20 protein-coding genes and 4 tRNA genes are annotated in these 21,992 nt (G+C 72.4%); 15 read left to right on the forward strand and 9 right to left on the reverse strand.

Features of this window, described 5'->3' with window-relative positions; all coding sequences use genetic code 11:
• The first annotated feature begins 97 nt into the window (after window positions 1-97).
• Together pyk and RM425_RS13590 are read left to right on the forward strand one after the other, a co-directional pair.
• Complete coding sequence (pyk, locus tag RM425_RS13585; protein WP_311345754.1) at window positions 98-1,513, forward strand: pyruvate kinase; 1,416 nt, start codon at window positions 98-100, stop codon at window positions 1,511-1,513.
• The gene (locus RM425_RS13590; RefSeq protein ID WP_311345755.1) at window positions 1,510-2,388 is read left to right on the forward strand and encodes an acyl-CoA thioesterase; all 879 of its coding nucleotides are present in this window, start codon (window positions 1,510-1,512) and stop codon (window positions 2,386-2,388) included. The genes pyk and RM425_RS13590 overlap by 4 nt, the downstream gene beginning before the upstream one ends.
• Window positions 2,389-2,475: 87 nt before the next feature.
• Here the strand turns inward: RM425_RS13590 and RM425_RS13595 are convergent, their stop codons facing one another.
• On the reverse strand, window positions 2,476-4,164 hold the full coding sequence (locus RM425_RS13595) for a pyridoxal-dependent decarboxylase (RefSeq protein WP_311345756.1): 1,689 nt from the start codon (window positions 4,162-4,164) through the stop codon (window positions 2,476-2,478).
• A 278-nt stretch (window positions 4,165-4,442) separates the two neighbouring features.
• Window positions 4,443-4,516, reverse strand: a tRNA-Leu gene (locus tag RM425_RS13600).
• Between the two features lie 71 nt (window positions 4,517-4,587).
• Between RM425_RS13600 and RM425_RS13605 the strand changes: the two genes are divergently transcribed.
• The 7 genes from RM425_RS13605 to RM425_RS13635 all read left to right on the forward strand — a co-directional run bounded on the left by RM425_RS13605 (window position 4,588) and on the right by RM425_RS13635 (window position 11,266).
• Window positions 4,588-5,187 (forward strand): ANTAR domain-containing response regulator, encoded by a 600-nt coding sequence (locus RM425_RS13605; RefSeq protein ID WP_311345757.1) that lies wholly within the window; start codon window positions 4,588-4,590, stop codon window positions 5,185-5,187.
• Window positions 5,188-5,481: 294 nt separating this feature from the next.
• Window positions 5,482-6,633, forward strand: a complete 1,152-nt coding sequence (locus tag RM425_RS13610) for a branched-chain amino acid ABC transporter substrate-binding protein (protein ID WP_311345758.1) — start codon at window positions 5,482-5,484, stop codon at window positions 6,631-6,633.
• A gap of 83 nt (window positions 6,634-6,716) precedes the next feature.
• A complete protein-coding gene (locus RM425_RS13615) occupies window positions 6,717-7,706 on the forward strand; it encodes a branched-chain amino acid ABC transporter permease (RefSeq protein ID WP_311345759.1) in 990 nt (329 codons plus the stop codon).
• A complete protein-coding gene (locus tag RM425_RS13620) occupies window positions 7,703-8,890 on the forward strand; it encodes a branched-chain amino acid ABC transporter permease (RefSeq protein ID WP_311345760.1) in 1,188 nt (395 codons plus the stop codon). Before RM425_RS13615 ends, RM425_RS13620 begins: the two co-directional genes overlap by 4 nt.
• Entirely contained in the window at window positions 8,883-9,707 is an 825-nt protein-coding gene (locus tag RM425_RS13625) for an ABC transporter ATP-binding protein (RefSeq protein WP_311345761.1), read from the forward strand. The genes RM425_RS13620 and RM425_RS13625 overlap by 8 nt, the downstream gene beginning before the upstream one ends.
• Window positions 9,707-10,423, forward strand: a complete 717-nt coding sequence (locus tag RM425_RS13630) for an ABC transporter ATP-binding protein (protein WP_311345762.1) — start codon at window positions 9,707-9,709, stop codon at window positions 10,421-10,423. The genes RM425_RS13625 and RM425_RS13630 overlap by 1 nt, the downstream gene beginning before the upstream one ends.
• Window positions 10,424-10,672: 249 nt before the next feature.
• Window positions 10,673-11,266, forward strand: coding sequence for a GNAT family N-acetyltransferase (locus RM425_RS13635; RefSeq protein WP_311345763.1), 594 nt, complete (start codon window positions 10,673-10,675; stop codon window positions 11,264-11,266).
• On the opposite strand, the gene RM425_RS13640 is transcribed toward RM425_RS13635, so the two are convergent.
• Window positions 11,250-11,660 carry a PaaI family thioesterase gene (locus tag RM425_RS13640; protein WP_311345764.1) on the reverse strand — a complete coding sequence of 137 codons (411 nt, stop codon included), beginning with the start codon at window positions 11,658-11,660 and terminating at the stop codon, window positions 11,250-11,252. The two genes, RM425_RS13635 and RM425_RS13640, sit on opposite strands and share 17 nt — an antisense overlap.
• Window positions 11,661-11,750: 90 nt before the next feature.
• Here RM425_RS13640 and polA point away from each other — a divergent pair, with 90 nt between their 5' ends.
• The 3 genes from polA (at window position 11,751) to RM425_RS13655 (ending at window position 16,253) form a co-directional block, all read left to right on the forward strand.
• On the forward strand, window positions 11,751-14,498 hold the full coding sequence (polA, locus tag RM425_RS13645) for a DNA polymerase I (RefSeq protein ID WP_311345765.1): 2,748 nt from the start codon (window positions 11,751-11,753) through the stop codon (window positions 14,496-14,498).
• Window positions 14,499-14,518: 20 nt separating this feature from the next.
• Entirely contained in the window at window positions 14,519-15,112 is a 594-nt protein-coding gene (locus tag RM425_RS13650; RefSeq protein ID WP_311345766.1) for a P-loop NTPase family protein, read from the forward strand.
• 61 nt (window positions 15,113-15,173) lie between these two features.
• Window positions 15,174-16,253, forward strand: a complete 1,080-nt coding sequence (locus RM425_RS13655; RefSeq protein ID WP_311345767.1) for an AI-2E family transporter — start codon at window positions 15,174-15,176, stop codon at window positions 16,251-16,253.
• Window positions 16,254-16,270: 17 nt separating this feature from the next.
• Here the strand turns inward: RM425_RS13655 and RM425_RS13660 are convergent, their stop codons facing one another.
• Complete coding sequence (locus tag RM425_RS13660) at window positions 16,271-17,125, reverse strand: class I SAM-dependent methyltransferase (RefSeq protein WP_311345768.1); 855 nt, start codon at window positions 17,123-17,125, stop codon at window positions 16,271-16,273.
• A 219-nt stretch (window positions 17,126-17,344) separates the two neighbouring features.
• Here RM425_RS13660 and rpsA point away from each other — a divergent pair, with 219 nt between their 5' ends.
• Window positions 17,345-18,814, forward strand: coding sequence for a 30S ribosomal protein S1 (rpsA, locus tag RM425_RS13665; protein ID WP_311345769.1), 1,470 nt, complete (start codon window positions 17,345-17,347; stop codon window positions 18,812-18,814).
• 366 nt (window positions 18,815-19,180) lie between these two features.
• On the opposite strand, the gene RM425_RS13670 is transcribed toward rpsA, so the two are convergent.
• Window positions 19,181-19,456 (reverse strand): hypothetical protein, encoded by a 276-nt coding sequence (locus RM425_RS13670; protein WP_311345770.1) that lies wholly within the window; start codon window positions 19,454-19,456, stop codon window positions 19,181-19,183.
• Window positions 19,457-19,602: 146 nt separating this feature from the next.
• On the opposite strand from RM425_RS13670, the gene coaE reads away from it, so the two are divergent.
• Complete coding sequence (gene coaE, locus RM425_RS13675; RefSeq protein WP_311345771.1) at window positions 19,603-20,199, forward strand: dephospho-CoA kinase; 597 nt, start codon at window positions 19,603-19,605, stop codon at window positions 20,197-20,199.
• Window positions 20,177-20,971, forward strand: a complete 795-nt coding sequence (locus RM425_RS13680; RefSeq protein ID WP_311345772.1) for a GNAT family N-acetyltransferase — start codon at window positions 20,177-20,179, stop codon at window positions 20,969-20,971. Before coaE ends, RM425_RS13680 begins: the two co-directional genes overlap by 23 nt.
• A gap of 47 nt (window positions 20,972-21,018) precedes the next feature.
• Here the strand turns inward: RM425_RS13680 and RM425_RS13685 are convergent.
• The 4 genes from RM425_RS13685 to RM425_RS13700 all read right to left on the reverse strand — a co-directional run bounded on the left by RM425_RS13685 (window position 21,019) and on the right by RM425_RS13700 (window position 21,891).
• A tRNA-Val gene (locus RM425_RS13685) sits at window positions 21,019-21,090 on the reverse strand.
• Window positions 21,091-21,145: 55 nt separating this feature from the next.
• Window positions 21,146-21,216 (reverse strand) — tRNA-Cys (locus RM425_RS13690).
• A gap of 41 nt (window positions 21,217-21,257) precedes the next feature.
• Window positions 21,258-21,329, reverse strand: a tRNA-Gly gene (locus RM425_RS13695).
• 97 nt (window positions 21,330-21,426) lie between these two features.
• Entirely contained in the window at window positions 21,427-21,891 is a 465-nt protein-coding gene (locus RM425_RS13700) for an SsgA family sporulation/cell division regulator (RefSeq protein WP_311345773.1), read from the reverse strand.
• Window positions 21,892-21,992: the final 101 nt, after the last annotated feature.

The raw sequence follows: 21,992 nt of genomic DNA on the forward strand, positions 1-21,992 counted from the left end.
GTCCCGCGCAGGTGGGACGGACGCGCTCCGCGTGTGTGGGGGACGGCTCCTGGCCGCGGTGCGGTCGGGAGGACCGCGGTGAACTAGCGTGACGGGTATGTCCCGCCGCGCCAAGATCGTCTGCACCCTGGGTCCGGCCACCAGCTCCGCCGAGCAGATCGTCGCGCTCGTCGAGTCCGGCATGGACGTCGCCCGGCTCAACTTCAGCCACGGCGCGCACGGTGACCACGCCACCGCCTACCAGCGGGTGCGCGAGGCCTCCGACCGCACCGGGCACGCCGTCGCCGTCCTGGCCGACCTGCAGGGCCCCAAGATCCGGCTCGGCACGTTCGCCGGTGGGCCGGTCGACTGGCCCACCGGCAACCAGGTCGTCATCACCGTCGACGACGTCGAGGGCACCGCCTCGCGCGTCTCCACCACGTACAAGGATCTCGCCAACGACGTCCAGGTCGGCGACCGCCTGCTCGTCGACGACGGCAAGCTGGCCCTGACGGTGCTCTCCGTCCAGGGGCCCGACGTGGTCTGCCTGGTCATCGAGGGCGGCCCGGTCTCGAACAACAAGGGGCTGTCGCTGCCCGGCGTGGCCGTGAGCGTGCCCGCGCTGTCGGACAAGGACGAGCTCGACCTCCGCTTCGCCCTCCAGCTCGGCGTGGACTTCATCGCGCTGTCGTTCGTCCGCTCGGCCGAGGACGCCGAGCTGGTGCGCGAGATCATGCGGCAGGAGGACATCGAGGTCCCGATCATCGCCAAGCTGGAGAAGCCGGAGGCGGTCGAGCGGCTCGACGAGATCGTGGAGGCGTTCGACGGCATCATGGTGGCGCGCGGCGACCTGGGCGTGGAGCTGCCGCTGGAGCGGGTGCCGCTGGTGCAGAAGCGGGCGATCCAGGCGGCGCGGGAGCGCAACAAGCCGGTGATCGTGGCCACCCAGATGCTCGAGTCGATGATCACCAACTCGCGGCCGACCCGCGCGGAGGCCTCCGACGTCGCCAACGCGGTGCTCGACGGCACCGACGCGGTGATGCTCTCCGGCGAGACGTCGGTGGGCGCGCACCCGATCGCCGCGGTCCGCACCATGGAGCGGATCATCGACGCGGTCGAGAGCGACCACATGCCCGTCCCCGAGGTGGCCCGGCGCTCGCGGTCGCGTTCGGGGGCGATCGTGCGGGCGGCCAAGGACGTGGGGGAGGCGCTCGACGTCAAGGCCCTGGCCACGTTCACGCAGACCGGCGAGACCGCGCGCCGGCTGTCGGCCCTGCACCCCCACCAGCCGCTGCTGGCCTTCACCGTCGACGCGCGGGTCCGCAGCCAGCTCGCCCTGTCGTGGGGCGTGGAGACCTTCCTGGTCCCCGAGGTGGCGCACACCGACGACATGGTCGCCCAGGTGGACTTCTCCCTGCTGTCCATCGGACGGCTCAAGGTCGGCGACCGGGTCGTGGTCGTGGCGGGCAGCCCGCCGAACACGGTGGGCTCGACGAACCTGATGCGGGTGCACGAGGTCGGGACCGACTCGTGAGCACCGGAGGCGAGAACACGCAGGCCGCGGCCCTGATGTCGGTCCTGGCGCTCGAGGAGCGCGAGCCCGACACCTTCGTCGGCAAGACCCCGGGCACCACGATGCAGCGCATCTTCGGCGGGCAGGTGGCCGGGCAGGCGCTCATGGCGGCATCCAGCACCCTGCCGGAGGGGCGCGGCGTCCACTCGCTGCACTCGTACTTCCTGCGCCCGGGAGACCCGAACGAGGAGATCCGCTACGCGGTCGAGCGGATGCGGGACGGCCGGACGTTCAGCACCCGCCGCGTCGTCGCCTGGCAGCGACGCGGCGAGCGGGACGTCGCGATCTTCGCGCTCACCGCCGATGCCTCCGCGGGGGAGACCGCGTACGCCGAGCACGCGCTCCCGATGCCGGACGTGCCGGCGCCGGAGAGCCTGCCCAGCTTCGTCGAGCTGCTGCGCGCGCGCGGTGACGAGGCGCGGGTCGCGATGAGCATCGGCATGGCCGTGGAGCAGCGGATGCTCGAGCACCCCTTCGACCGGCCGCCGAAGTCCTACCCGGACACCAGGTCATGGACGTGGATGCGGGTCGCCGGCGAGCTCCCCGACGACCAGGCGGTGCACGGCGCGGCGCTGACGTTCGCCAGCGACCTCAGCCTGCTGGGCGCCGGCACCGCGCGCATGGGTGGCGGCTGGGGGAAGACGGCGGGATCCAGCCTCGATCACGCGGTGTGGTTCCACCAGCCGGTGCGGGCCGACGAGTGGTTCCTCTACGAGACCGACAGCCCGGCGGCCTCCCACGGGCGGGCGCTGTGCTTCGGGCAGATCTGGGCCGCCGACGGCACGCACGTGGCGACCGTCAGCCAGCAGGGGCTCATCCGTCCGCTGACGCGCTGAACCCGGCGAGACCCGCTACCGCTGCGCGGCTGCCGGTACCGCGCTGCAGGGCGGCACCGGCGTCGTCGGGCCGGTACCGCGCCGCGGTCACGGGTGCTCTGCCGGCGCTCCCGCCAGGTCGGTCGCGGTGCCCTCGGGCTCGGTGCCTTCGGGCTCGGTCTCGGTCTGGGCCTCGGCGCTCTCCGCCTCGACGCCCTGGGGCCGGGCGCCCTCCGCCTCGGCGCTCTGGGCCCGGGCGCTCTCGGCCTCGGCGCGCCGGCGTTCGGTCTCGCGGGCCGCGGCCTGCTCGGCGGCCTGGGCGGCGAAGTCGGCCGCCAGCCAGTCGTGGCCCTCGCACAGCAGCGTCCAGACCCGCTCGACGTGGGCGCGCGTCGTCGTCGGTGCGCCGACGGCGACCCGGAGCACGGCCCGGCCGCCCACCGTGGTGTGGGTCAGGAACACCTCCCCGCCGTCGTTGAGCCGCTCGAGCAGGGTCATCGTGGCGACGTCGGCGTCCACCCCGGACGGCCAGCGCGGTGTCAGGCAGACCAGTGACAGCGGGTGCGGCCTCAGGACGTCGAACCGCTCGTCGGCCCCGGCCCAGGCGGCGAGCTCCTGGGCGAGGGCGACCGAGCCGCGGATGTGCGCGCGCAGCCCCTCGGCGCCGTACCAGCGCAGCACGAACCAGAGCTTGAGGGCCCGGAAACGACGCCCGAGGGGGACCTGCCAGTCGCGGAAGTCGACGACGGTGCCGGCATCGGTCGCGGCGTTGCGCAGGTACTCGGGGAGGATCGCCAGCGCGCCGGTGAGGGCGGCACGGTCGGCGACCCAGAAGAGGGTGGCGTCGAAGCCGGTGAGCAGCCACTTGTGCGCGTCGGTGGTGTAGCTGTCGGCCCAATCCACGCCGTCCTGCAGGCCCCGCAGCTCCGGGACGATCGCGCTGACGCCGGCGTAGGCGGCGTCGACGTGCAGCCACGCGCCGTGCTTCTGGCAGATCGGGCCGATGGCCGCGAGCGGGTCGACGGCGGTCGTCGACGTGGTGCCGACCGTGGCGCAGACGAGCACGGGCGTGTACCCGCGGGCCACGTCGCGCTCCATGCGGGCGGCCAGCGCGACGGGGTTCATCGCCAGGTCGCCGTCGACCTCGACGATGCGGACCGCATCGCTGCCCAGGCCGGCGATCCGGACGGCCTTCTCCATGGAGGAGTGGGTCTCGGCGGAGACGTACACGGTGGCGCGCTCGGGCTCCACGCCGCGGCGGACGGTGGCGCCGCCGCTGGCGCGGTGCAGGGCGGCGAGGAGCGCGACGAGGTTCGCCCCGGAGCTGGAGTCCTGGACGATGCCGCCGCCGGTCCCGCTGGACCGGAAGGACTGCGGAAGCCCGAGCAGCTCGGCGAACCAGTCCAGGACGTGCTGCTCGAGTTCGGTGGCCGCGGGGCTGGTCACCCACGACATGCCCTGCACACCGAGCCCGGCCGAGACGAGGTCGCCCAGGACCGACGGCCCGGAGGTGTTCGCGGGGAAGTAGCCGAAGAAGCCGGGGTGCTGCCAGTGCGTGAGGCCGGGGACGACGACCCGGTCGAGGTCGCCGAGGACGTCGGCGAAGGGCTCGCCGCGCTCCGGGGGAGCGGTGGGTAGCGCCGCCCGCACGTCGCCCGGCGCCACCGTCGACCGCACCGGGAGGGAGCCGACCCGCGCCCAGTAGTCGGCGATCCAGTCCACGACCTCGTGGCCGTGCTGCCGGAACTGCTCGGGAGTCATGTGCGGTGCAGGCTGGATCTCCGACGGCTCACTCACGGGACTCACCGTAGGTGGTGGTCCGCACGGAACCGCCGAGGGCGGTGTCGATGCGAGCGGGGCCCGCAGGGTCCCCGAGCATCGACGGGACGGAGGACGAAGACGCTGGAACAGGAGCCGCCCCGCGAGGCTGCCCGAGGAGTGGGGCCCGGAGGGTCTCCGACGAGGAGCAGGCATGGGCTCCGAGCAAGCCGGGAACGGCGCGTGGCCGCGGTGCGATCCGGAGGATCGCCGTGTGATGGCCGCGGTGTCGTCCGGAGGACGACAATTCAACCCAGTGCCCCCGGTGCGACTCGAACGCACACTGCGCGGGTTTTGAATCCGCTCCCTCTGCCGATTGGGGTACGGGGGCGTGCCGGTGGGCCGGCAGCCGGATCAGCCTAGCGGGGGCTGGGCGGGCCCCGGCGTCGCTAGGCTCTGGCCGTGAGCAGCGTGCCGGCCAGGGTCCTCATCGCCGAGGACGAAGCACTCATCCGTCTCGACCTCAAGGAGATGCTCGAGGAAGAGGGGTACGAGGTCGTCGCCGAGGTCGGGGACGGGCAGCAGGCCGTCGACCGTGCGATGGAGCTGGCGCCGGACCTGGTGATCCTGGACATTCAGATGCCGGTGCTCGACGGGCTCTCGGCGGCCGAGCAGATCGCGTCGGCCCGCATCGCTCCCGTCATCGTGCTCACCGCCTTCAGCCAGCGCGAGCTGGTCGAGCGGGCGCGCGACGCCGGGGCGATGGCGTACCTGGTCAAGCCGTTCTCCAAGAACGACCTCGTGCCCGCGATCGAGGTCGCGCGCGGCCGGTTCGCGGAGATGGCGGCGCTGGACGGCGAGGTGCGCACGCTCGAGGAGCGGTTGGCGGCCCGGCAGGTCGTGGAGAAGGCCAAGGGCCGGCTCATGGCGGAGCGCGGGGTGACCGAGGCCGACGCCTTCCGCTGGCTGCAGCGCACCGCCATGAACGACCGGACGTCGATGAAGGCGCTCGCCGAGCGGATCCTCGCCGAGGGCGTGCCCCAGGAGCCCGGGCCCGCCTGAGGACTGTGGGCCAGCCGTCGTTACAGCGACTCCGGTCGGGCGCCCACCTGCTGATCTTCGGCGCCGAAATCAGGTGGCCTTCGAACGTTCCGAGGTCGACCGTCGAGGCCGGTTCCGTCCCGTACGGCCCGCGGTGCGGTGCGTCCGGCGGCGCGATCACGAGACGGTCACGAAACGTCGGGGCCTCTCCGCGGCCACCTGGTTGCGCCCTACTGTTTCCCAGCCGCCCATCGGGACGGCGACGACCACCGGCAGGTCCGACCAGCGGACCGCCGATCTGGCTCTGGAGGACATGTGCGTTTCTCGGTCAAGACGGGCGCGCCCCTGCTCGCCATGGCGCTGGCGCTCACCGCCTGCGGCACTTCGGGCGGCGACGACGAGCCCTCGGCCAACGGCGGCGAGGCCGGTTCGTGTGAGGACATCGCCATCGGCTACTTCGGCGCCCTGACCGGTGCCGCGGCCAACCTGGGCATCAACATCCGCAACGGCGTCGAGCTGGCGGTGCAGCAGTTCAACGAGGAGAACCCCGACTGCGAGGTCGCCCTGGAGGAGTACGACTCCGCCGGTGACCCCAACCAGGCCACGGGTCTGGCGACGCAGGCGATCGGCGACGAGGACGTCATCGGAGTCGTCGGCCCGGCGTTCTCCGGCGAGTCCGACACCGCCGGCCCGATCTTCGCCGAGGGCGAGCTGCCGACGATCTCCGCCTCGGCGACCAACCCGGCGCTGTCCGAGAACGGGTGGGACACCTTCCACCGGATCCTCGGCAACGACGCCAGCCAGGGCCCGGCGGCCGCGACGTACATCCAGGACGTGCTCCAGAGCGACAGCGTCTTCGTGGTGGACGACGCCTCCGCCTACGGCGCCGGCCTGGCCGAGATCGTCGAGGAGGACCTCGGCGACGCGGTCGTGGGCACCGACACGATCCAGACCGGGCAGACCGACTTCTCCGCCACCATCGCGGCCATCCGTGACTCCGGCGCCGACGCGGTCTTCTTCGGCGGCTACTACGCCGAGGCAGGTCTGCTCGTCGAGCAGATGCGCCGCGGCGGCGTGGACGCCACGTTCGTCGTGGCCGACGGCGTGAAGGACCCGGGTTTCATCGAGGCCGCCGGCGACGCCGCCGAGGGCACGATCATCACCTGCCCGTGCCTGCCCCCGGAGGAGAGCGACGAGTTCTTCCAGGCGTACGAGGAGGCCTTCGGCACCGCGCCGGCGACCTACTCGGCCGAGGCCTACGACGCGGCCAACGTGATGCTCCAGGGCATCGCCGAGGGCAACACCACCCGCGAGTCGCTGCTCGAGTGGATCAACGAGTACGACGGTGAGGGCATCACCAAGGAGGTCTCCTTCGACGAGACCGGCGAGGTGCAGAACATCTCCGTCTGGGCCTACGCGGTGAAGGACGGCGAGATCGTCGCGGACCAGGAGATCGAGACCGACTGATCTCCCGCTGACCGTCTCCGGCGCGGCCGGGCTCCCTTCCTCAGGGAGCCCGGCCGCGTCGACACCTGCCACTCGGAGACCCCGTGTCCTTCCTGATCGACAACTTCGTCGAGCTGACCGTCACCGGCCTCGTGCTCGGCGCGGTCTACGGCCTCGTGGCCCTCGGCTACACCCTCGTCTACGGCGTGCTCCAGCTGATCAACTTCGCCCACTCCGAGGTCTGGATGTTCGGCAGCTTCGCCGCGGTGTGGGTGACCGTGGCCATCGGCCTGGCCCCCGGTAGCGCCCTGCCCGCCGTCGTCGGCGTCCTGCTGCTGGCACTGCTCGCCGCCATGGCGATGAGTGGCGGCATCGCCCTGCTGCTGGAGCGGGTGGCCTACCGGCGGCTGATCCGTCTCGACGCCCCCCGGCTGGTAGCGCTCATCAGCGCCATCGGCGCCAGCTTCGCCCTGGCCGAGCTCATGGGTCTGCGTGACCGCGTCGCCGGCTGGTTCGGCCTGGAGGACACGCTCGCGCCCTACGTCAGCTCGGCGCGCGACAACACCCGCTTCCGCAACCCCCTCGACACCGAGGGTGTGTTCACCGTGGGTGGCTACACCGTCAGCAACGTCGACCTGATCATCATCATCAGCGCCCTGCTGATGATGGTGGCCCTCGACCAGTTCATCCGCCGCACCCGCACGGGCAGCGGCATCCGCGCCGTCGCGCAGGACTCCGAGGCCGCGGCGCTCATGGGCGTCAACCGCGCCCGGGTCATCCGCGCCACGTTCCTCGTCGGCGGCGTGATGGCCGGTGCCGCGGCGCTGCTGTACCTGATGCGCTTCGGCGTCACCCGGTGGAACGCCGGCTTCCTGCTCGGCGTCAAGGCGTTCACCGCCGCCGTGCTGGGCGGCATCGGTAACGTCCGCGGGGCGCTGCTGGGCGGCTTCATCCTCGGCCTGGCGGAGAACTACGGCTCGGCGCTCGTGGGCTCGCAGTGGCGCGACGTCGTCGCCTTCCTGCTCCTGGTCGTCATCCTGCTGTTCCGGCCGACGGGCCTGCTCGGCGAGAGCCTCGGGAGGGCACGCGCATGACTCAAGGCAAGGCTTCTCCCGAGACCTCGCCCGGCGTGGCGCGGTCGCGCGCGTGGGGACCCCGGCTGGGCTGGGACCGCGGCGCCCTGGCGCGACGCGTCACCCGGCTGCCCAGGTCGGTGAAGTGGGCGCTCATCGGCGTGCTGGTGGTGCTGCTCTACGCGTTGCCGCTGCTCGAGCTCCCGATCATCAGCACTCCCGACACCGACTTCGGTGCCGTGCTGTTCACCGTGGCCAGCTACGTGCTCGTCGCACTCGGGCTCAACATCGTCCTCGGCTACGCGGGTCTGCTCGACCTCGGGTACGTCGGCTTCTACGCGGTCGGCGCCTACACCGTGGCGGTGCTGGGGTCCTTGCAGGCCCAGCTGTCCTGGTGGCTGCTCATCCCGCTGGCCGTGATCATCACCACGATCTCCGGGATCCTGCTCGGCGCGCCCACCCTGCGGGTCCGCGGTGACTACCTCGCCATCGTGACGCTCGGCTTCGGCGAGATCATCCGGCTCACGGCGCTCAACACCGAGTGGCTCGGCGCGGCGAAGGGCATCACCGGTGTCCCGCGGCCGCCGAGCGTCGATCTGTTCGAGCTGCCCCACCTGGAGTGGGAGGGCGCGACGGCGCTGATCGACCTGGACGACACGACGACGTTCCTGTCGTTCGGCGTGGCCGACCAGGCGCCGTACTACTGGCTCGCCCTCACGGTGATCTTCGTGGTGCTGGGCGCCGACCGGATGATGCGGCTGTCCCGGATCGGCCGCGCCTGGGAGGCCACGCGCGAGGACGAGGACGCCGCAGAGCTCATGGGCGTCCCGACCTTCCGCTTCAAGCTGCTGGCGTTCGCCACCGGCGCATTCATCGGCGGCCTGTCCGGTGCCCTGTTCGCCTCCCGGCAGGGGTTCATCAACCCCGAGTCCTTCCTGCTCCTCCTGTCGATCCTGTTCCTCGCGGCCGTGGTCGTCGGTGGCGCGGGCAACCGGTACGGCGTCATCCTGGGCGCCATCGTGGTGGCCTACCTGCCGGAGCGCTTCCGCGGGTTCGAGGAGTGGCGCCTGCTGGTGTTCGGCCTCGCGCTGCTGCTGCTGGCGAACTTCCGCCCGCAGGGGCTGCTGCCGCCCCGCCGGGCCCGGCGGGCCCAGGCCGTGGACGAGCAGATCGACTCGATGGAGGAGGGGAAGGTCCGTGCCTGAGGCCACCGTGGCCGCGCAGCCCGGCGTGCGCGAAGGCGCCGCCCTGCTGTCGGTCGACGACGTCAGCATCCAGTTCGGCGGCCTCAAAGCGCTGGACGGCGTCAGCTTCGACGTGCGCCAGGGCGAGATCCTCAGCCTCATCGGGCCCAACGGCGCCGGCAAGACCACCTGCTTCAACGTGATGACCGGCGTCTACCAGCCGACGTCCGGCGAGGTGCGCTTCGCCGGGCAGCCGCTGGGCCGGCGGAAGCGGTTCGCGATCACCCGCCTGGGGATCGCGCGCACGTTCCAGAACATCCGGCTGTTCGGCAACATGACCGCACTGGAGAACGTCCTGGTGGGTGCCGACGCCCATCACCGGACGAACATCCTCGATGCGCTGGTCCGGTCGCCTCGGCACCGCCGCGAGGAGCGGGAGGGCGAGGAGACGGCGCGCGAGGTGATGGAGTTCCTCGGCCTGGAGAAGCGGGCCGACGAGCTGGCCCGCAATCTGTCCTACGGGGACCAGCGCCGGCTGGAGATCGCCCGGGCCATGGCCACCAGGCCGAAGCTGTTGTGCTTGGACGAGCCGGCCGCCGGCTTCAACCCGGCGGAGAAGGAGCAGCTCATGGAGCTGATCCGGCGCATCCGCGACCGCGGTCTCACCGTGCTGCTCATCGAGCACGACATGAGCCTGGTCATGGGGGTCAGCGACCGCGTCGCCGTCCTCGAGTTCGGCCGCAAGATCGCCGAGGGCCTGCCGGCCGAGGTGCGCAACGATCCCGCGGTGATCGCCGCCTACCTGGGCACGGATGCCGACGACGAGGGGGAGTCCTAGTGCTGCTCGAGGTCGAGGGCCTGTGCGTGAACTACGGGCGCATCGAAGCCATCCGTGACATCACCTTCTCCGTGGAGCGGGGATCGGTGGTCACCCTCATCGGGGCCAACGGCGCCGGGAAGACCACGACCCTGAAGACCCTGTCCGGGCTGCGCAAGGTCCGGGCCGGGACGGTGCGGTTCGACGGCCGGGACATCACGAAGATGGCCTCGCACGAGCGCGTCCCGCTGGGGATCAGCCAGGCACCCGAGGGGCGGCGCATCTTCCCCGGCATGACCGTCGTCGAGAACCTGGACATGGGCGCGTACGCGCGTGCGGACCGGGCGAAGACCCGGTCGGCGGACCTGGAGCGGGTCTTCGGCCTCTTCCCGCGGCTGCACGAGCGGCGCGACCAGGCGGCCGGCACGATGTCCGGCGGCGAGCAGCAGATGCTGGCCATCGGGCGGGCGCTCATGTCGCGACCCAAGCTCATGCTGCTCGACGAGCCCTCGATGGGGCTGGCGCCGAAGCTGATCCAGCAGATCTTCTCGATCATCAAGGAGATCCGGGAGCAAGGGACGACGATCCTGCTGGTCGAGCAGAACGCCGCGCAGGCGCTCAAGATCGCCGACCAGGCCTACATCCTCGAGACCGGCGAGGTGGTCCGCACCGGCACCGGCCGGGAGCTGGCCGCCGACGACAGCGTGCGGGCGGCCTACCTGGGCGGCGACGTCTGAGCCGCTGAGTGCAGGACCTCCGCCGGGGCCCGGGTGTCGCATCGACGCCCGGGCCCCCGCGCGTCCGGCAGCAGCGCGCCGAGGCCGTTTTGCTCACCGTGCGGTCGCATCTCGCACCGCCCGCCCCGTGCGTCACAGCGGACGGCGCGCCGTCGCTACCGGTTGTGCACAACGGTGCACCCTGCGCTCAACTCGTAGGGGGAGGCAGTTGTGGCCGGGTCTGCATCGCGATCCAAGGTCGTCACGCGGGTGGCTCGTCCTCAGGACCTGCCCCTCGTCCTGGAACTGGTTCGTCAGCACAGGGTCGAGGCCCACACCGAGGAGGTGCTGACCGGGCACCCGCCGGTGCACGCCGCCGGTGCCGGGTTCCGCCGGCTGCTCGAGGACCTCGGGCACCGCGTCGTGCTGGCCGTCCTGCCGGCTGCCGAGGGCGCACAGGAGGACGGCGAGGTGGGGGTCGGCCTGGCGGTGCTCGGTCTGGACCCGCTGTCGCTGGTGCTGGGCACGCCGCAGGTCACGGTGGACACCTTCGTGGTGCACCGCGAGCACCGGAGGTCCGGGGTCGGCGCGGCGCTGCTGGGCGCGGCCGTGGCGTACGCGGGGGAGAACGGTGCGGCCTACGTCGTCGCCGCCGTGGCGCAGGAGGCCGACCGCCAGCGCTTCTTCGCCCGCATGGGCTTCGCGCCGCTGACCACCCGTCGCATCGCCTCGGTGCACACGCTGGGCCGCTCGCTGTCGGCCTGGCAACGCCGGCGCCTGGGCATCATCCCGCTGGCGCGCCGGGTGCCCGGCGTCGGCCGGCGGCGCGTGCCCCCGCTGCCGTCGGCTACTGCCGTCCGCTGAGCGTCATGCAGGTGAGCCGCGCGGTCGCGGTGGCCCGGCCCTCGTCGTCGGCCACCTCGATCAGGAACGTCGAGAGGGTGCGGCCGCGGCGCACCGGCGTGCACACCGCCGTCACCGTGCCGGACGTCGCGGCCCGCAGGTAGCTGGCGTTCAGCTCGATGCCGACGACCTGCTTGCCGGGCCCGGCCCCCATGGCCGCGGCCACCGAGCCGATGGTCTCCACCAGGGCGCAGGTGGCGCCGCCGTGCAGCAGGCCGAAGGGCTGCTCGTTGCCCGCGACCGGCATGGTGGCGACCAGCCGGTCGGGGGCGTAGTCGACGATCTCGATGCCGAGCTTGTCGTCCAGGGGGCTGCGCGCGGTGCCGGTCAGCCAGTCGGGAGGGGGAGTGGTCACCCGGGCACCGTAATGGCCCCGTCGCAGGGGCCCACGGCGAGCGTGCGAGTCGTGGGGGGCGACGGGGTCCTCTTACTAGGATCGACGGCGATGTCCGCTCCGGTCTCCACCTCCGCGCCCGCCGCCCCCTCCGCTGGAGCTCTCCCAGCCACCCAGCGCCCCCGTCTGCTGCTGCTGGACGGCCACTCGCTGGCCTACCGCGCGTTCTTCGCGCTGCCGGTCGAGAACTTCTCGACGACGACGGGCCAGCCGACCAACGCCGTGTACGGCTTCACGTCGATGCTGATCAACATCCTGCGGGACGAGCAGCCCACGCACCTGGCCGTGGCGTTCGACGTGGGGCGCAAGACCTTCCGCAGCGAGATCTTCGCCGAGTACAAGGCCAACCGCGCCGAGAGCCCGACCGACTTCCGTGGCCAGGTCAGCCTCGTGCAGGAGGTGCTGGGCGCACTGCGGGTCCCGGTGATCACCGCGGAGGGCTACGAGGCCGACGACGTCATCGCCACGCTGACCGTGCAGGCCGTCGAGCAGGGCATGGACGTCCTCATCGGCACCGGTGACCGCGACGCCCTGCAGTTGGTCAACCCGCACGTCACGGTGCTGTACCCCCGCAAGGGCGTGTCGGACATGACCCGGTTCACCCCCGAGGAGGTCGAGACCAAGTACGGCCTCACGCCGGCGCAGTACCCCGACTTCGCCGCGCTCCGGGGGGACCCGAGCGACAACCTGCCGAGCATCCCCAGCGTCGGGGAGAAGACCGCCGCGAAGTGGATCCGCGAGTACGGCGCCCTCGACGCGCTGGTCGACCAGGTCGACACCGTCAAGGGCAAGGTGGGGGAGAAGCTGCGCGAGCACCTCTCCTCGGTGCTGCAGAACCGGCGGCTCACCGAGCTGGACCGGGCGGTGCCGCTGGAGGTGGGCCCCGCCGACCTCGCCGTCCAGGCGTGGGACCGCAACGAGGTGCACACCCTCTTCGACAACCTGCAGTTCCGGGTGCTGCGCGACCGGCTCTTCGCCACCCTCTCCAGCGCCGAGCCCGAGGTCGAGGGCGGCTTCGAGGTTGACCTCGACGAGCTCGCGCGCGGAGAGCTGGGGGAGTGGCTGGACACCCACGCGCGCGGCCGCACCGGCGTCATCTTCCGCGGCACCTGGGGGCGGGGCACCGGCGAGCTGACCGGCATCGGGCTGGCCGGCGGGGACGACCACGCCACCTTCGTCGACCTCGGCCCCGGGCTCGACATCGCCGACGAGCAGGCGCTGGCCGCCTGGCTGGCCGACGCCGACCGGCCCAAGGTCGTGCACGAGGTGAAGGGCCCGCTGCTGGCGATCTGGGCCCGCGGCTGGGAGCTGGCCGGGATGGTCAGCGACACCGCGCTGGCCGCCTACCTCGCGCTGCCCGGGCAGCGCTCGTTCGACCTGGGCGACCTCGCCGTCCGGTACCTGCGGCGCGAGCTCAAGGACACCGCCGAGCCCGAGGGTCAGCTCACCCTGGACGGGCTCGGTCCGACCGAGGACGACGTCGCCCGCGAGGCCGCGCACGCCGACGTCCTCAAGGCCGTGGCCGTCAACGACCTCTCCGACGCCCTGGAGCAGGTGCTCGGCGCCAAGGGCGGCGACGCGCTGCTCGGCGGCATCGAGCTGCCGCTCACCCGCGTGCTGGCGGCCATGGAGTACCGCGGCATCGCGGTGGACCTGGACTTCCTGCACGACCTGCAGAAGGAGTTCGCCGAGGGCGTCGCCGCGGCCGCGGCCGACTGCTACGCGGTGATCGGCCGGGAGGTGAACCTCGGCTCGCCCAAGCAGCTGCAGACGGTGCTCTTCGACGAGCTGGGCCTGCCCAAGACCAAGAAGAACAAGACCGGGTACACCACCGACGCCGAGGCGCTCACCTCGCTGCTGGCCTCGACCGGCCACCCGTTCCTGGAGCACCTGCTGCGGCACCGCGACGTGACGCGGCTGCGCACCGTCATCGACGGGCTCATCCCGATGGTCGACGACGCCTCGCGGATCCACACCACGTTCCAGCAGACCATCGCCGCCACCGGCCGGCTCTCCTCGACCGACCCGAACCTGCAGAACATCCCGATCCGCACCGCCGAGGGCCGCCGGATCCGGCAGGCGTTCGTCGTCGGCGCCGGCTACGAGTCCCTGATGACGGCGGACTACAGCCAGATCGAGATGCGGATCATGGCGCACCTGTCCGGTGACGAGGGCCTGATCGAGGCGTTCACGTCGGGGGAGGACCTGCACTCCTTCGTCGCCTCCCGGGCCTTCGACATCCCGATCTCCGAGGTCGACCCGGAGATGCGCCGCCGGATCAAGGCGATGAGCTACGGGCTGGCCTACGGGCTGAGCGCCTACGGGCTGTCGGGGCAGCTGCGCATCTCCGTGGAGGAGGCCCGTGAGCAGATGCAGGCCTACTTCGAGCGCTTCGGCGGCATCCGCGACTACCTCGACGGCGTCGTGGACGACGCCCGGCAGACCGGCTACACCGAGACCACGCTGGGCCGCCGGCGCTACCTGCCCGACCTCACCAGTGACAACGGCCAGCGCCGCCAGATGGCCGAGCGGATGGCGCTCAACGCGCCCATCCAGGGTTCCGCCGCCGATGTCATCAAGGTCGCGATGCTCGACGTGGAGAAGGCGATCGCCGCCGCGGGGCTGCGCTCCCGGATGCTGCTGCAGGTGCACGACGAGCTGGTGCTCGAGGTCGCGGAGGGGGAGCGGGAGGCGCTGGAGGCACTGGTCCGCCGCGAGATGGCCGGCGCCGCGGAGCTGTCGGTGCCCCTGGAGGTCTCGGTCGGCTTCGGCACCAGCTGGGACGCCGCGGCGCACTGAGGCCCGGGCCTGGACCTCACGTGGAGCCCGAGGGTTGTGGCGCCGGCGACCCGCCGCCGTCGCTGCCGGCGGGCGTCCAGCGCGTGCTCGTGGTCGGCAGCAGCGGAGCGGGCAAGACGACGATGGCCCGGGCGCTGGCCGGCCGCCTCGACCTCCCGCACACCGAGCTGGACGCGCTGTGGCACGGGCCCGGCTGGGTGCCGCGACCCGAGTTCGAGGCCGATGTCGAGGCGATGCTGGCCACCGGCCGTTGGATCACCGAGTACCAGTACCGCCCGGTGAAGGACCGGCTCCTCGGTCGGGCGCAGGCCGTCGTGTGGCTCGACCACCCCTTCCTGCTGGTCGTCGCCCGGCTGCTCCGCCGCTCGGTGGTCCGGGCGGTCACCCGGCGGACCTACTGGAACGGCAATCGGGAGAGCGTCGCGATGTGGCTGCGCGCCAGCCATCCGTTGCGCATCGTGCTCAGCCGTGAGTTCCGGGCCAAGCGCCGGCGCACGGAGGCCGAGCTCGCCGACGCCGCGGCGCGCGGCGTCGTGGTGGTCCGGCTGCGGGGCGCCCGGCAGGTCCGCCGCTGGCTGGCGGGGGAAGGAACTCGCAGGTCGGAAGGGCGCTGAGTCATCCAACTGTCACCGACTCGATGTGTCGCGGCGCGCGGTGGGGAGAACACCTCCGGGCATGGCAATCGAGGAAGACGCCCACAAGGCCCCCGCACCCGCATGGCTCACCCGGTCGGCGGCGATCGGTGGACGCCTGCTGGTCCTGGCCGTGCTCGTCTGGCTGCTCGCGGGGCTGGCCGCCAAGGTCACGCTCCTGCTGGTCGCGGTGCTGGTGGGGCTGCTGCTCGCCGGGGTGGCCTCGCCCCTGGTCCAGTGGGCGGACCGCCGCGGCGTCCCGCGCTGGGTGAGCGCGGGCGCGATGGTGCTCCTGCTGCTGGTCGCGCTCGGCGGTGCCGCGCTCGGCCTGGCCGCCCGCATCGCCGACCAGCTCCCTCAGCTGCGCGACTCGTTCCGCTCGATGTCGGCCGACCTGTCCTCGGGCCTGGGGATCGAGCTGCCGTGGGCCTCGTCGTCCGGGAACGGTGGGTCGGGCGGCGACGGATCGGGCGGCTCGTCGGGCGGCACGAGCGCCGGCGACCTCCTCGGCCCCGCCCAGACCGCCGCCGAGCTCGCGATCGCCGGCTTCCTGACCATCGCGCTGGCATTCCTGTTCCTGACCAGCGGCCCGGGCATGTGGCAGTGGTTCCTCGGCAAGTTCGGCGGACGCGTGCGGGAGGACGTGGACGCCGCCGGCCGGGCCGGCTGGGCCACGCTGGGCGCCTACGTCCGCGGCCTGACCGTGGTGGCGCTGTTCGACGCGGTCGCCATCGGCGGGGGACTGCTGCTGCTCGGCGTCCCGCTCGCGCTCACCCTGGCCGCGCTGCAGTTCCTCGCCTCCTACATCCCGACCATCGGGGCCTTCGTCGCCGGGGCGGTCGCCGTCGTGGTGGCCTACGGTTCCGGCGGGCTCGGCTCGGCCGTCCTCGTCGCGGTCCTGGTCGTCGTCGTGCAGCAGATCGGCAACGACGTGGTCGAGCCCTGGGTGATGAAGAACCGGCTGCCGCTGAACGCGGTGACGGTGCTGGTTGCGGTCACCGCGGGCGGGCTGCTGTGGGGGATCGCGGGAGCGCTGCTCTTCGTGCCGCTCACCGCCGCGGCGACCGCCATGGCCCGCGAGACCTGGGTCCGCCACGGCTCGCCCCCGCTCGCCGGAGCGTGACGCCCTCCGAGGGCCGGTCAGCCCGGCTTGTCGCAGACCAGGATCAGCGTGCCGGGCACCAGCGCGCCGCGCTCGGGTGACCACTGACCCCAGTTCTGGGTCCGGCCCGCCGTCCACTCCGGCTCGACGAGGTCGCCGAGCACCAGCCCGGCGCCGACGACGGCCCGCACCCAGTCGCCGACCGTGCGGTGGTGCTCGACGTACACCGTGCGGCCCGCTCCGTCGGTCTCCACGTAGGGCTGCCGGTCGAAGTACGACGAGGTGATCTGCAGGTCCTCGGGATCGGGGGAGTCGGGGAAGGGCCAGCGCATGGGGTGGTTGACCGAGGCCACGAACCGCCCGCCGGGACGCAGCACGCGCGCGACCTCGGCGAGCACCGCGCGGGCGTCCGCGACGAAGGGCAGCCCGCCGTACGCGGAGCACGCCAGGTCCATGGATGCCGTCGCCAGCGGGAGCCGGCCGGCGTCGCCCTGGAGCAGCGGGACCGCGGTGCCGGTGGCCCGGTTCAGGTCGGCGGCCCGGGCGAGCATGCCGCCGGAGAGATCCAGCGCCACGACGTGGGCGCCCTGGCGCGCGAGCCAGCGGGCGCACGGCGCGGAACCGCAGCCGATCTCGACGACGCGGCGCCCCGCCACCTCGCCCAGCAGGCCGGCGTCGGCCTCCCGCAGGCCTTCGGGGCACCAGAGGAAGTCGGCGTCGCCCAGATCGGTGCCGTGCTCGGCGAGGTAGGCCGGTGCGGCGGCGTCCCACCACCGCCGGTTGGCCCGGGCGGACTCCTCCTGACCGGCCGGACGGCGGGCGACGCCACCGGCCGCGGGATAGCCGTCACTGCCCAGCGGCAGGCCGGTGCCGGGGCGGGAGGGGAGGCTCATGACACGCCGATGGTGACACGCCGGAGGGGTGGGCGGAGGTGCCGGACCCAGGTGGACCCGGGCGTCCCGACGTCCGTACGATGAGGAATGCGCCAGAGGTCTGTCGTGGTTTTCCCCATACGGAACGCCAGAGCCGGCTCTCCCCGCTGATCATCTCGTGGCCTCACGGCCGCGGGTCGTCCTGTCCCTACGCATAAACCGTCCGGAGCAACCAACCACATGACCTCCACTCAGGTCCGTCCTTCCAGCACCCCCCAGGTCGCCATCAACGACATCGGTAGCGCCGAGGACTTCCTCGCCGCCATCGACCAGACGATCAAGTACTTCAACGATGGCGACATCGTCGAGGGCGTCATCGTTAAGGTCGACCGGGACGAGGTGCTGCTGGACATCGGCTACAAGACCGAGGGCGTCATTCCCTCGCGCGAGCTCTCCATCAAGCACGACGTCGACCCGAACGAGGTCGTCAAGGTCGGCGACGAGGTGGAAGCCCTGGTCCTCCAGAAGGAGGACAAGGAAGGGCGGCTGATCCTCTCCAAGAAGCGCGCACAGTACGAGCGCGCCTGGGGGACGATCGAGGCCAAGAAGGAAGCAGACGAGGTCGTCACCGGCACCGTCATCGAGGTCGTCAAGGGCGGCCTCATCCTCGACATCGGTCTCCGCGGCTTCCTCCCGGCCTCGCTGGTCGAGATGCGTCGCGTCCGGGACCTGCAGCCCTACGTGGGCCGCGAGCTCGAGGCGAAGATCATCGAGCTCGACAAGAACCGCAACAACGTCGTGCTCTCCCGTCGCCAGTGGCTTGAGCAGACCCAGTCCGAGGTCCGCAGCGAGTTCCTCAACAAGCTCGCCAAGGGCCAGGTCCGCACGGGTGTCGTCTCCTCGATCGTCAACTTCGGCGCGTTCGTCGACCTCGGCGGCGTCGATGGTCTGGTGCACGTCTCGGAGCTGTCCTGGAAGCACATCGACCACCCCTCCGAGGTCGTCGAGGTCGGCACGGAGGTCACCGTCGAGGTCCTCGACGTCGACCTGGACCGCGAGCGGGTCTCCCTGTCGCTGAAGGCGACGCAGGAGGACCCGTGGCGCCAGTTCGCGCGGACCCACCAGATCGGTCAGGTCGTCCCGGGCAAGGTCACCAAGCTGGTCCCCTTCGGTGCGTTCGTGCGCGTCGACGAGGGCATCGAGGGCCTGGTGCACATCTCCGAGCTGGCCGAGCGCCACGTGGAGATCCCGGAGCAGGTCGTGCAGGTCGGCGACGAGCTCCTGGTCAAGGTCATCGACATCGACCTGGACCGCCGCCGCATCTCGCTCTCGCTCAAGCAGGCGAACGAGGGCGTCGTCGGTGACGAGGAGCAGTTCGACCCGGCCGCCTACGGCATGGCCGCGTCCTACGACGAGCAGGGCAACTACATCTACCCCGAGGGCTTCGACCCGGAGACGGGCGAGTGGCTCGAGGGCTTCGACCAGGCCCGCGAGACCTGGGAGCGGCAGTACGCCGAGGCCCAGGCCCGCTTCGAGGCGCACCGCAAGCAGATCGCGGCGGCCAAGGAGGCCGACGCCGAGGCTGCGGCCGGCGGCAGCTACTCCAGCGACGACGTCGCTGGTCCGGACGCCCCGGCCAGCACCGGCGGCACCCTGGCCAGCGACGAGGCCCTGGCCGCGCTGCGGGCGAAGCTCGCCGGCGGCGAGTGAGCAGGTAGTCCGGCGCTGACCTCTCAGCGCTGACCCGGAGGCCCAGGACCCGCGTGGTCCTGGGCCTCCGGCACGTCCGGGGCCTCCGGCACGTCCGGGGCCTCCGGCACGTCCGGGGCCTCCGGCACGTCCGGGGGCCGGTGCGAGGTGCGGGGTGCGGCGGTCGACTGCGGGTACCGGCCGGGAAGTCCCGCCGGACGACGAAGGCCCCGTGGACGGTGGTCCACGGGGCCTTCGTCGCGCGTGTGCCGAGGTCGGCGGCCCAGATCCCCCTGGGCCGACGAGCCCGCGCAGCACGCCGTCGCGCCGGATGCCCCCGGCGCCGGCGGCAGCGGGCGCAGCGGGGACCGCTCCGGCGAGGAGGGACTAGAGGCTGAGGATGATCGCGAAGGCGGTGCGGGGGCGGCCGCCGTTGCCGGCGAGGAAGGTCCAGGTGTGCCGCCCGGCGGAGGGCGTCTGCACCAGCCAGCGGAGGAAGGCGTTGCGCGGCCCGGTCACGGGCTGCTGGAAGCTCATGCGCTCGCGCACGGCGGGGATGTCCGAGCAGCGGACACCGGCGGGGGAGCCCACCCGGTGGCGGCCGGCACCGCTGGAGCCGGTGCGGGTCGACGGTGAGCCAGGTGCGGACCTGTGACGGGACATGATGGGTTCTGCCTCTCCTCGGCGGGGAAGATCGCCGGGGCTGAAGTTAGTGCTGTGACTGGTGGGACTCGTGCGACGCGCCGGAGGACTCGGCGTCGTGTTACCTCTCCGTGATGTACGGGCCGTCGGGTCGCTACTCTGCGCACATGCTGCGGATCGGACTGACCGGCGGGATCGGCTCGGGCAAGAGCACCGTCGCGGGGCTGCTCGCCGAGCGGGGCGCGGTGGTCGTCGACGCCGACCGGATCGCCCGGGAGGTCGTGGAGCCGGGCACGCCCGGGCTGGCGGCGATCGTCGACGCCTTCGGGGAGTCGGTGCTGGCGGCCGACGGATCGCTCGACCGGCCGGCCCTGGCCTCGGTCGTGTTCACCGACCCCGCGGCCCGGGCGCGGCTCGACGCCATCGTGCACCCGCTGGTGCGCGAGCGGTCCGTCCAGCTCATCGCTGCGGCGTCGCCGGACGCCGTCCTGGTCAACGACGTCCCGCTGCTGGTGGAGACCGGTCAGGCGGGTACCTACGACCTCGTGCTCGTCGTGCAGGCCGATCTGGAGACGCGACTGGCCCGGCTGGTCGAGCGGGGGACGAGTCGGGAGGACGCCCACGCCCGGATCGCCGCGCAGGCCACCGACGAGGAGCGCCGGGCCGCCGCCGACGTCGTGCTGGACAACAGCGGCACCCTGGAGCAGCTCGCGGAGCAGGTGGACCGGTTCTGGCAGGAGCATGTCGAGCCGGCGCGCGGCTGAGGTCGGCACCCTGCTCCGCCGGCGCCGGCGCCGGCGCCGGGAGCTCCGGGACGACATCTCCCGCCGGCAGTTCCACGTGCGCTTCCAGCTGGCGCTCGGGGTGCTGTGGCTCGTCCTCGCCGCCGTGCGCTGGCTCGACGACGACACCGCCTTCTGGCTGGACGTCGCGTGGGTCGTCCTCGCGGTCGGCTACCTCGGCTCCGCACTCGTGATGTGGCGGCAGCTGCGCGAGGACCGGAGCAGGCTGGCCGCGCTCGTTGGGGTGGACCTGGTCCCGGTCACCGAGGCGCGGCTGGCCCGGCTCGTGGCAGCCGCCCTGGACGGAGCCGCTGCTGACGAGGTGACTCCGGGGCAGCGGTGGACACCGGAGCGGGTCGAGTGGCTGCGGGGCTTCCACCGCGACCGGCGCCGAGGGCTGGACGGGCCGCACCAGGAAGCGACGTGGGCGGTCGTGGAGGTCCGTGGCGAGAGCCGGGACGACGAGCACGTCGTGGGGTCGGCCCGGTTGCGCCGGAGCGGCGATGCGGGAGTCGTGGAGACCGGCCTCTGGCTGGTGCGAGATGCGCGCGGCCGAGGAGTCGGCCGGCAGGTCCTGCACCTGGTCCTGGAGCGCGCCAGGGAGGCCGGGGCCACGACGGTCCGTGCGGAGACGACCGCCGGCAATGCCGCAGCCGTCGGGGTGCTGCGATCGTCCGGCGCGGTCGTCACGGTCGACGGTGACGTGGCGCAGGCGGAGATCCCGCTGTCGGGGCCTGCTGTGGGACCCGGCTGAACGACAGAACCCCAGGAGCCGGCGACGGCAGTCCTGGGGTTCTTCGGTGGGCGATACTGGGATCGAACCAGTGACCTCTTCCGTGTCAGGGAAGCGCGCTACCGCTGCGCCAATCGCCCGGCCCGGTCTCGCGACCGGTCCCTCCTCCGCGCTCGTGCTCCGCGGAGGAGAACGAGGTGGAGACGGGATTTGAACCCGTGTAGACGGCTTTGCAGGCCGTTGCCTCGCCTCTCGGCCACTCCACCGCACGCGGGCGCTGATCTCGCGATCAGCGCCCGAGGTTCCGAGCGGATGACGGGATTCGAACCCGCGACCCTCACCTTGGCAAGGTGATGCTCTACCACTGAGCCACATCCGCGTTGCAGGAGAAACGTTACCTGACGGCCTTCCGGCGTCCAACGAGGGGGGGCACCCTCGCGGGCCACCGTGGCAGACGCCAGCGACGTTCCTGCAGGTCAGCGCCCCGACGGGTCCGCCCCGCCGTTGGACAGCAGGACGTGCAGCTCGTCGTCGAGGTGCAGGAGCTCGCTCTCCGAACCCGACGGGACCAGCGCCTCGGTCTGGCGCAGGAAGCCGGCGACGACCGCGCGGGACAGCTCGAACAGCGCCTCGCCCGACGGTGCCCGCAGGTGCAGGAAGAGCACGTCGCTGGCCGAGGCGGTCGGCCAGACGCGCACGTCGCCCTCGCCGGAGGGGCGGTCCAGCCCGGCCTGGAGCAGCTCGCGGCTGACCAGCCAGGCGATGCCCTCGTCGGTGTCCACGGCGCCGCTGTCGTCGCCGATGTCGCCGAAGGCGATCCGCACGGCGAAGGGATCCGTCGCGTCGTAGCAGAGCAGGGCAGGCACTTCGGTCCACGACTGCGGGCCGATGAGCTGCAGCGTGACGGGCGCGCAGTGACCGGGATTCCAGCGATTGGTCATGTCAGCTCAACGACGTCCCACTCGGGGAGTGACGCAGCGAGTCACTCCTGTCACATCCGTCCCGCCAGCCCCACATGTCGGTCATGGAAGGTTGTGTGTCC

The organism is Blastococcus goldschmidtiae (assembly GCF_031845325.1).
Lineage (GTDB): Bacteria > Actinomycetota > Actinomycetes > Mycobacteriales > Geodermatophilaceae > Blastococcus > Blastococcus goldschmidtiae.

What these genes read in the sequence shown, in the direction of transcription:
- pyk (WP_311345754.1), top strand. Translation starts at nt 98, where the DNA reads ATGTCCCGCCGCGCCAAGATCGTCTGCACCCTGGGTCCGGCCACCAGC.
- RM425_RS13620 (WP_311345760.1), top strand. Translation starts at nt 7,703, where the DNA reads ATGACTCAAGGCAAGGCTTCTCCCGAGACCTCGCCCGGCGTGGCGCGG.
- polA (WP_311345765.1), top strand. Translation starts at nt 11,751, where the DNA reads ATGTCCGCTCCGGTCTCCACCTCCGCGCCCGCCGCCCCCTCCGCTGGA.
- RM425_RS13655 (WP_311345767.1), top strand. Translation starts at nt 15,174, where the DNA reads ATGGCAATCGAGGAAGACGCCCACAAGGCCCCCGCACCCGCATGGCTC.
- RM425_RS13660 (WP_311345768.1), bottom strand. Translation starts at nt 17,125, where the DNA reads ATGAGCCTCCCCTCCCGCCCCGGCACCGGCCTGCCGCTGGGCAGTGAC.
- rpsA (WP_311345769.1), top strand. Translation starts at nt 17,345, where the DNA reads ATGACCTCCACTCAGGTCCGTCCTTCCAGCACCCCCCAGGTCGCCATC.
- RM425_RS13670 (WP_311345770.1), bottom strand. Translation starts at nt 19,456, where the DNA reads ATGTCCCGTCACAGGTCCGCACCTGGCTCACCGTCGACCCGCACCGGC.
- coaE (WP_311345771.1), top strand. Translation starts at nt 19,603, where the DNA reads ATGCTGCGGATCGGACTGACCGGCGGGATCGGCTCGGGCAAGAGCACC.
- RM425_RS13680 (WP_311345772.1), top strand. Translation starts at nt 20,177, where the DNA reads ATGTCGAGCCGGCGCGCGGCTGAGGTCGGCACCCTGCTCCGCCGGCGC.
- RM425_RS13700 (WP_311345773.1), bottom strand. Translation starts at nt 21,891, where the DNA reads ATGACCAATCGCTGGAATCCCGGTCACTGCGCGCCCGTCACGCTGCAG.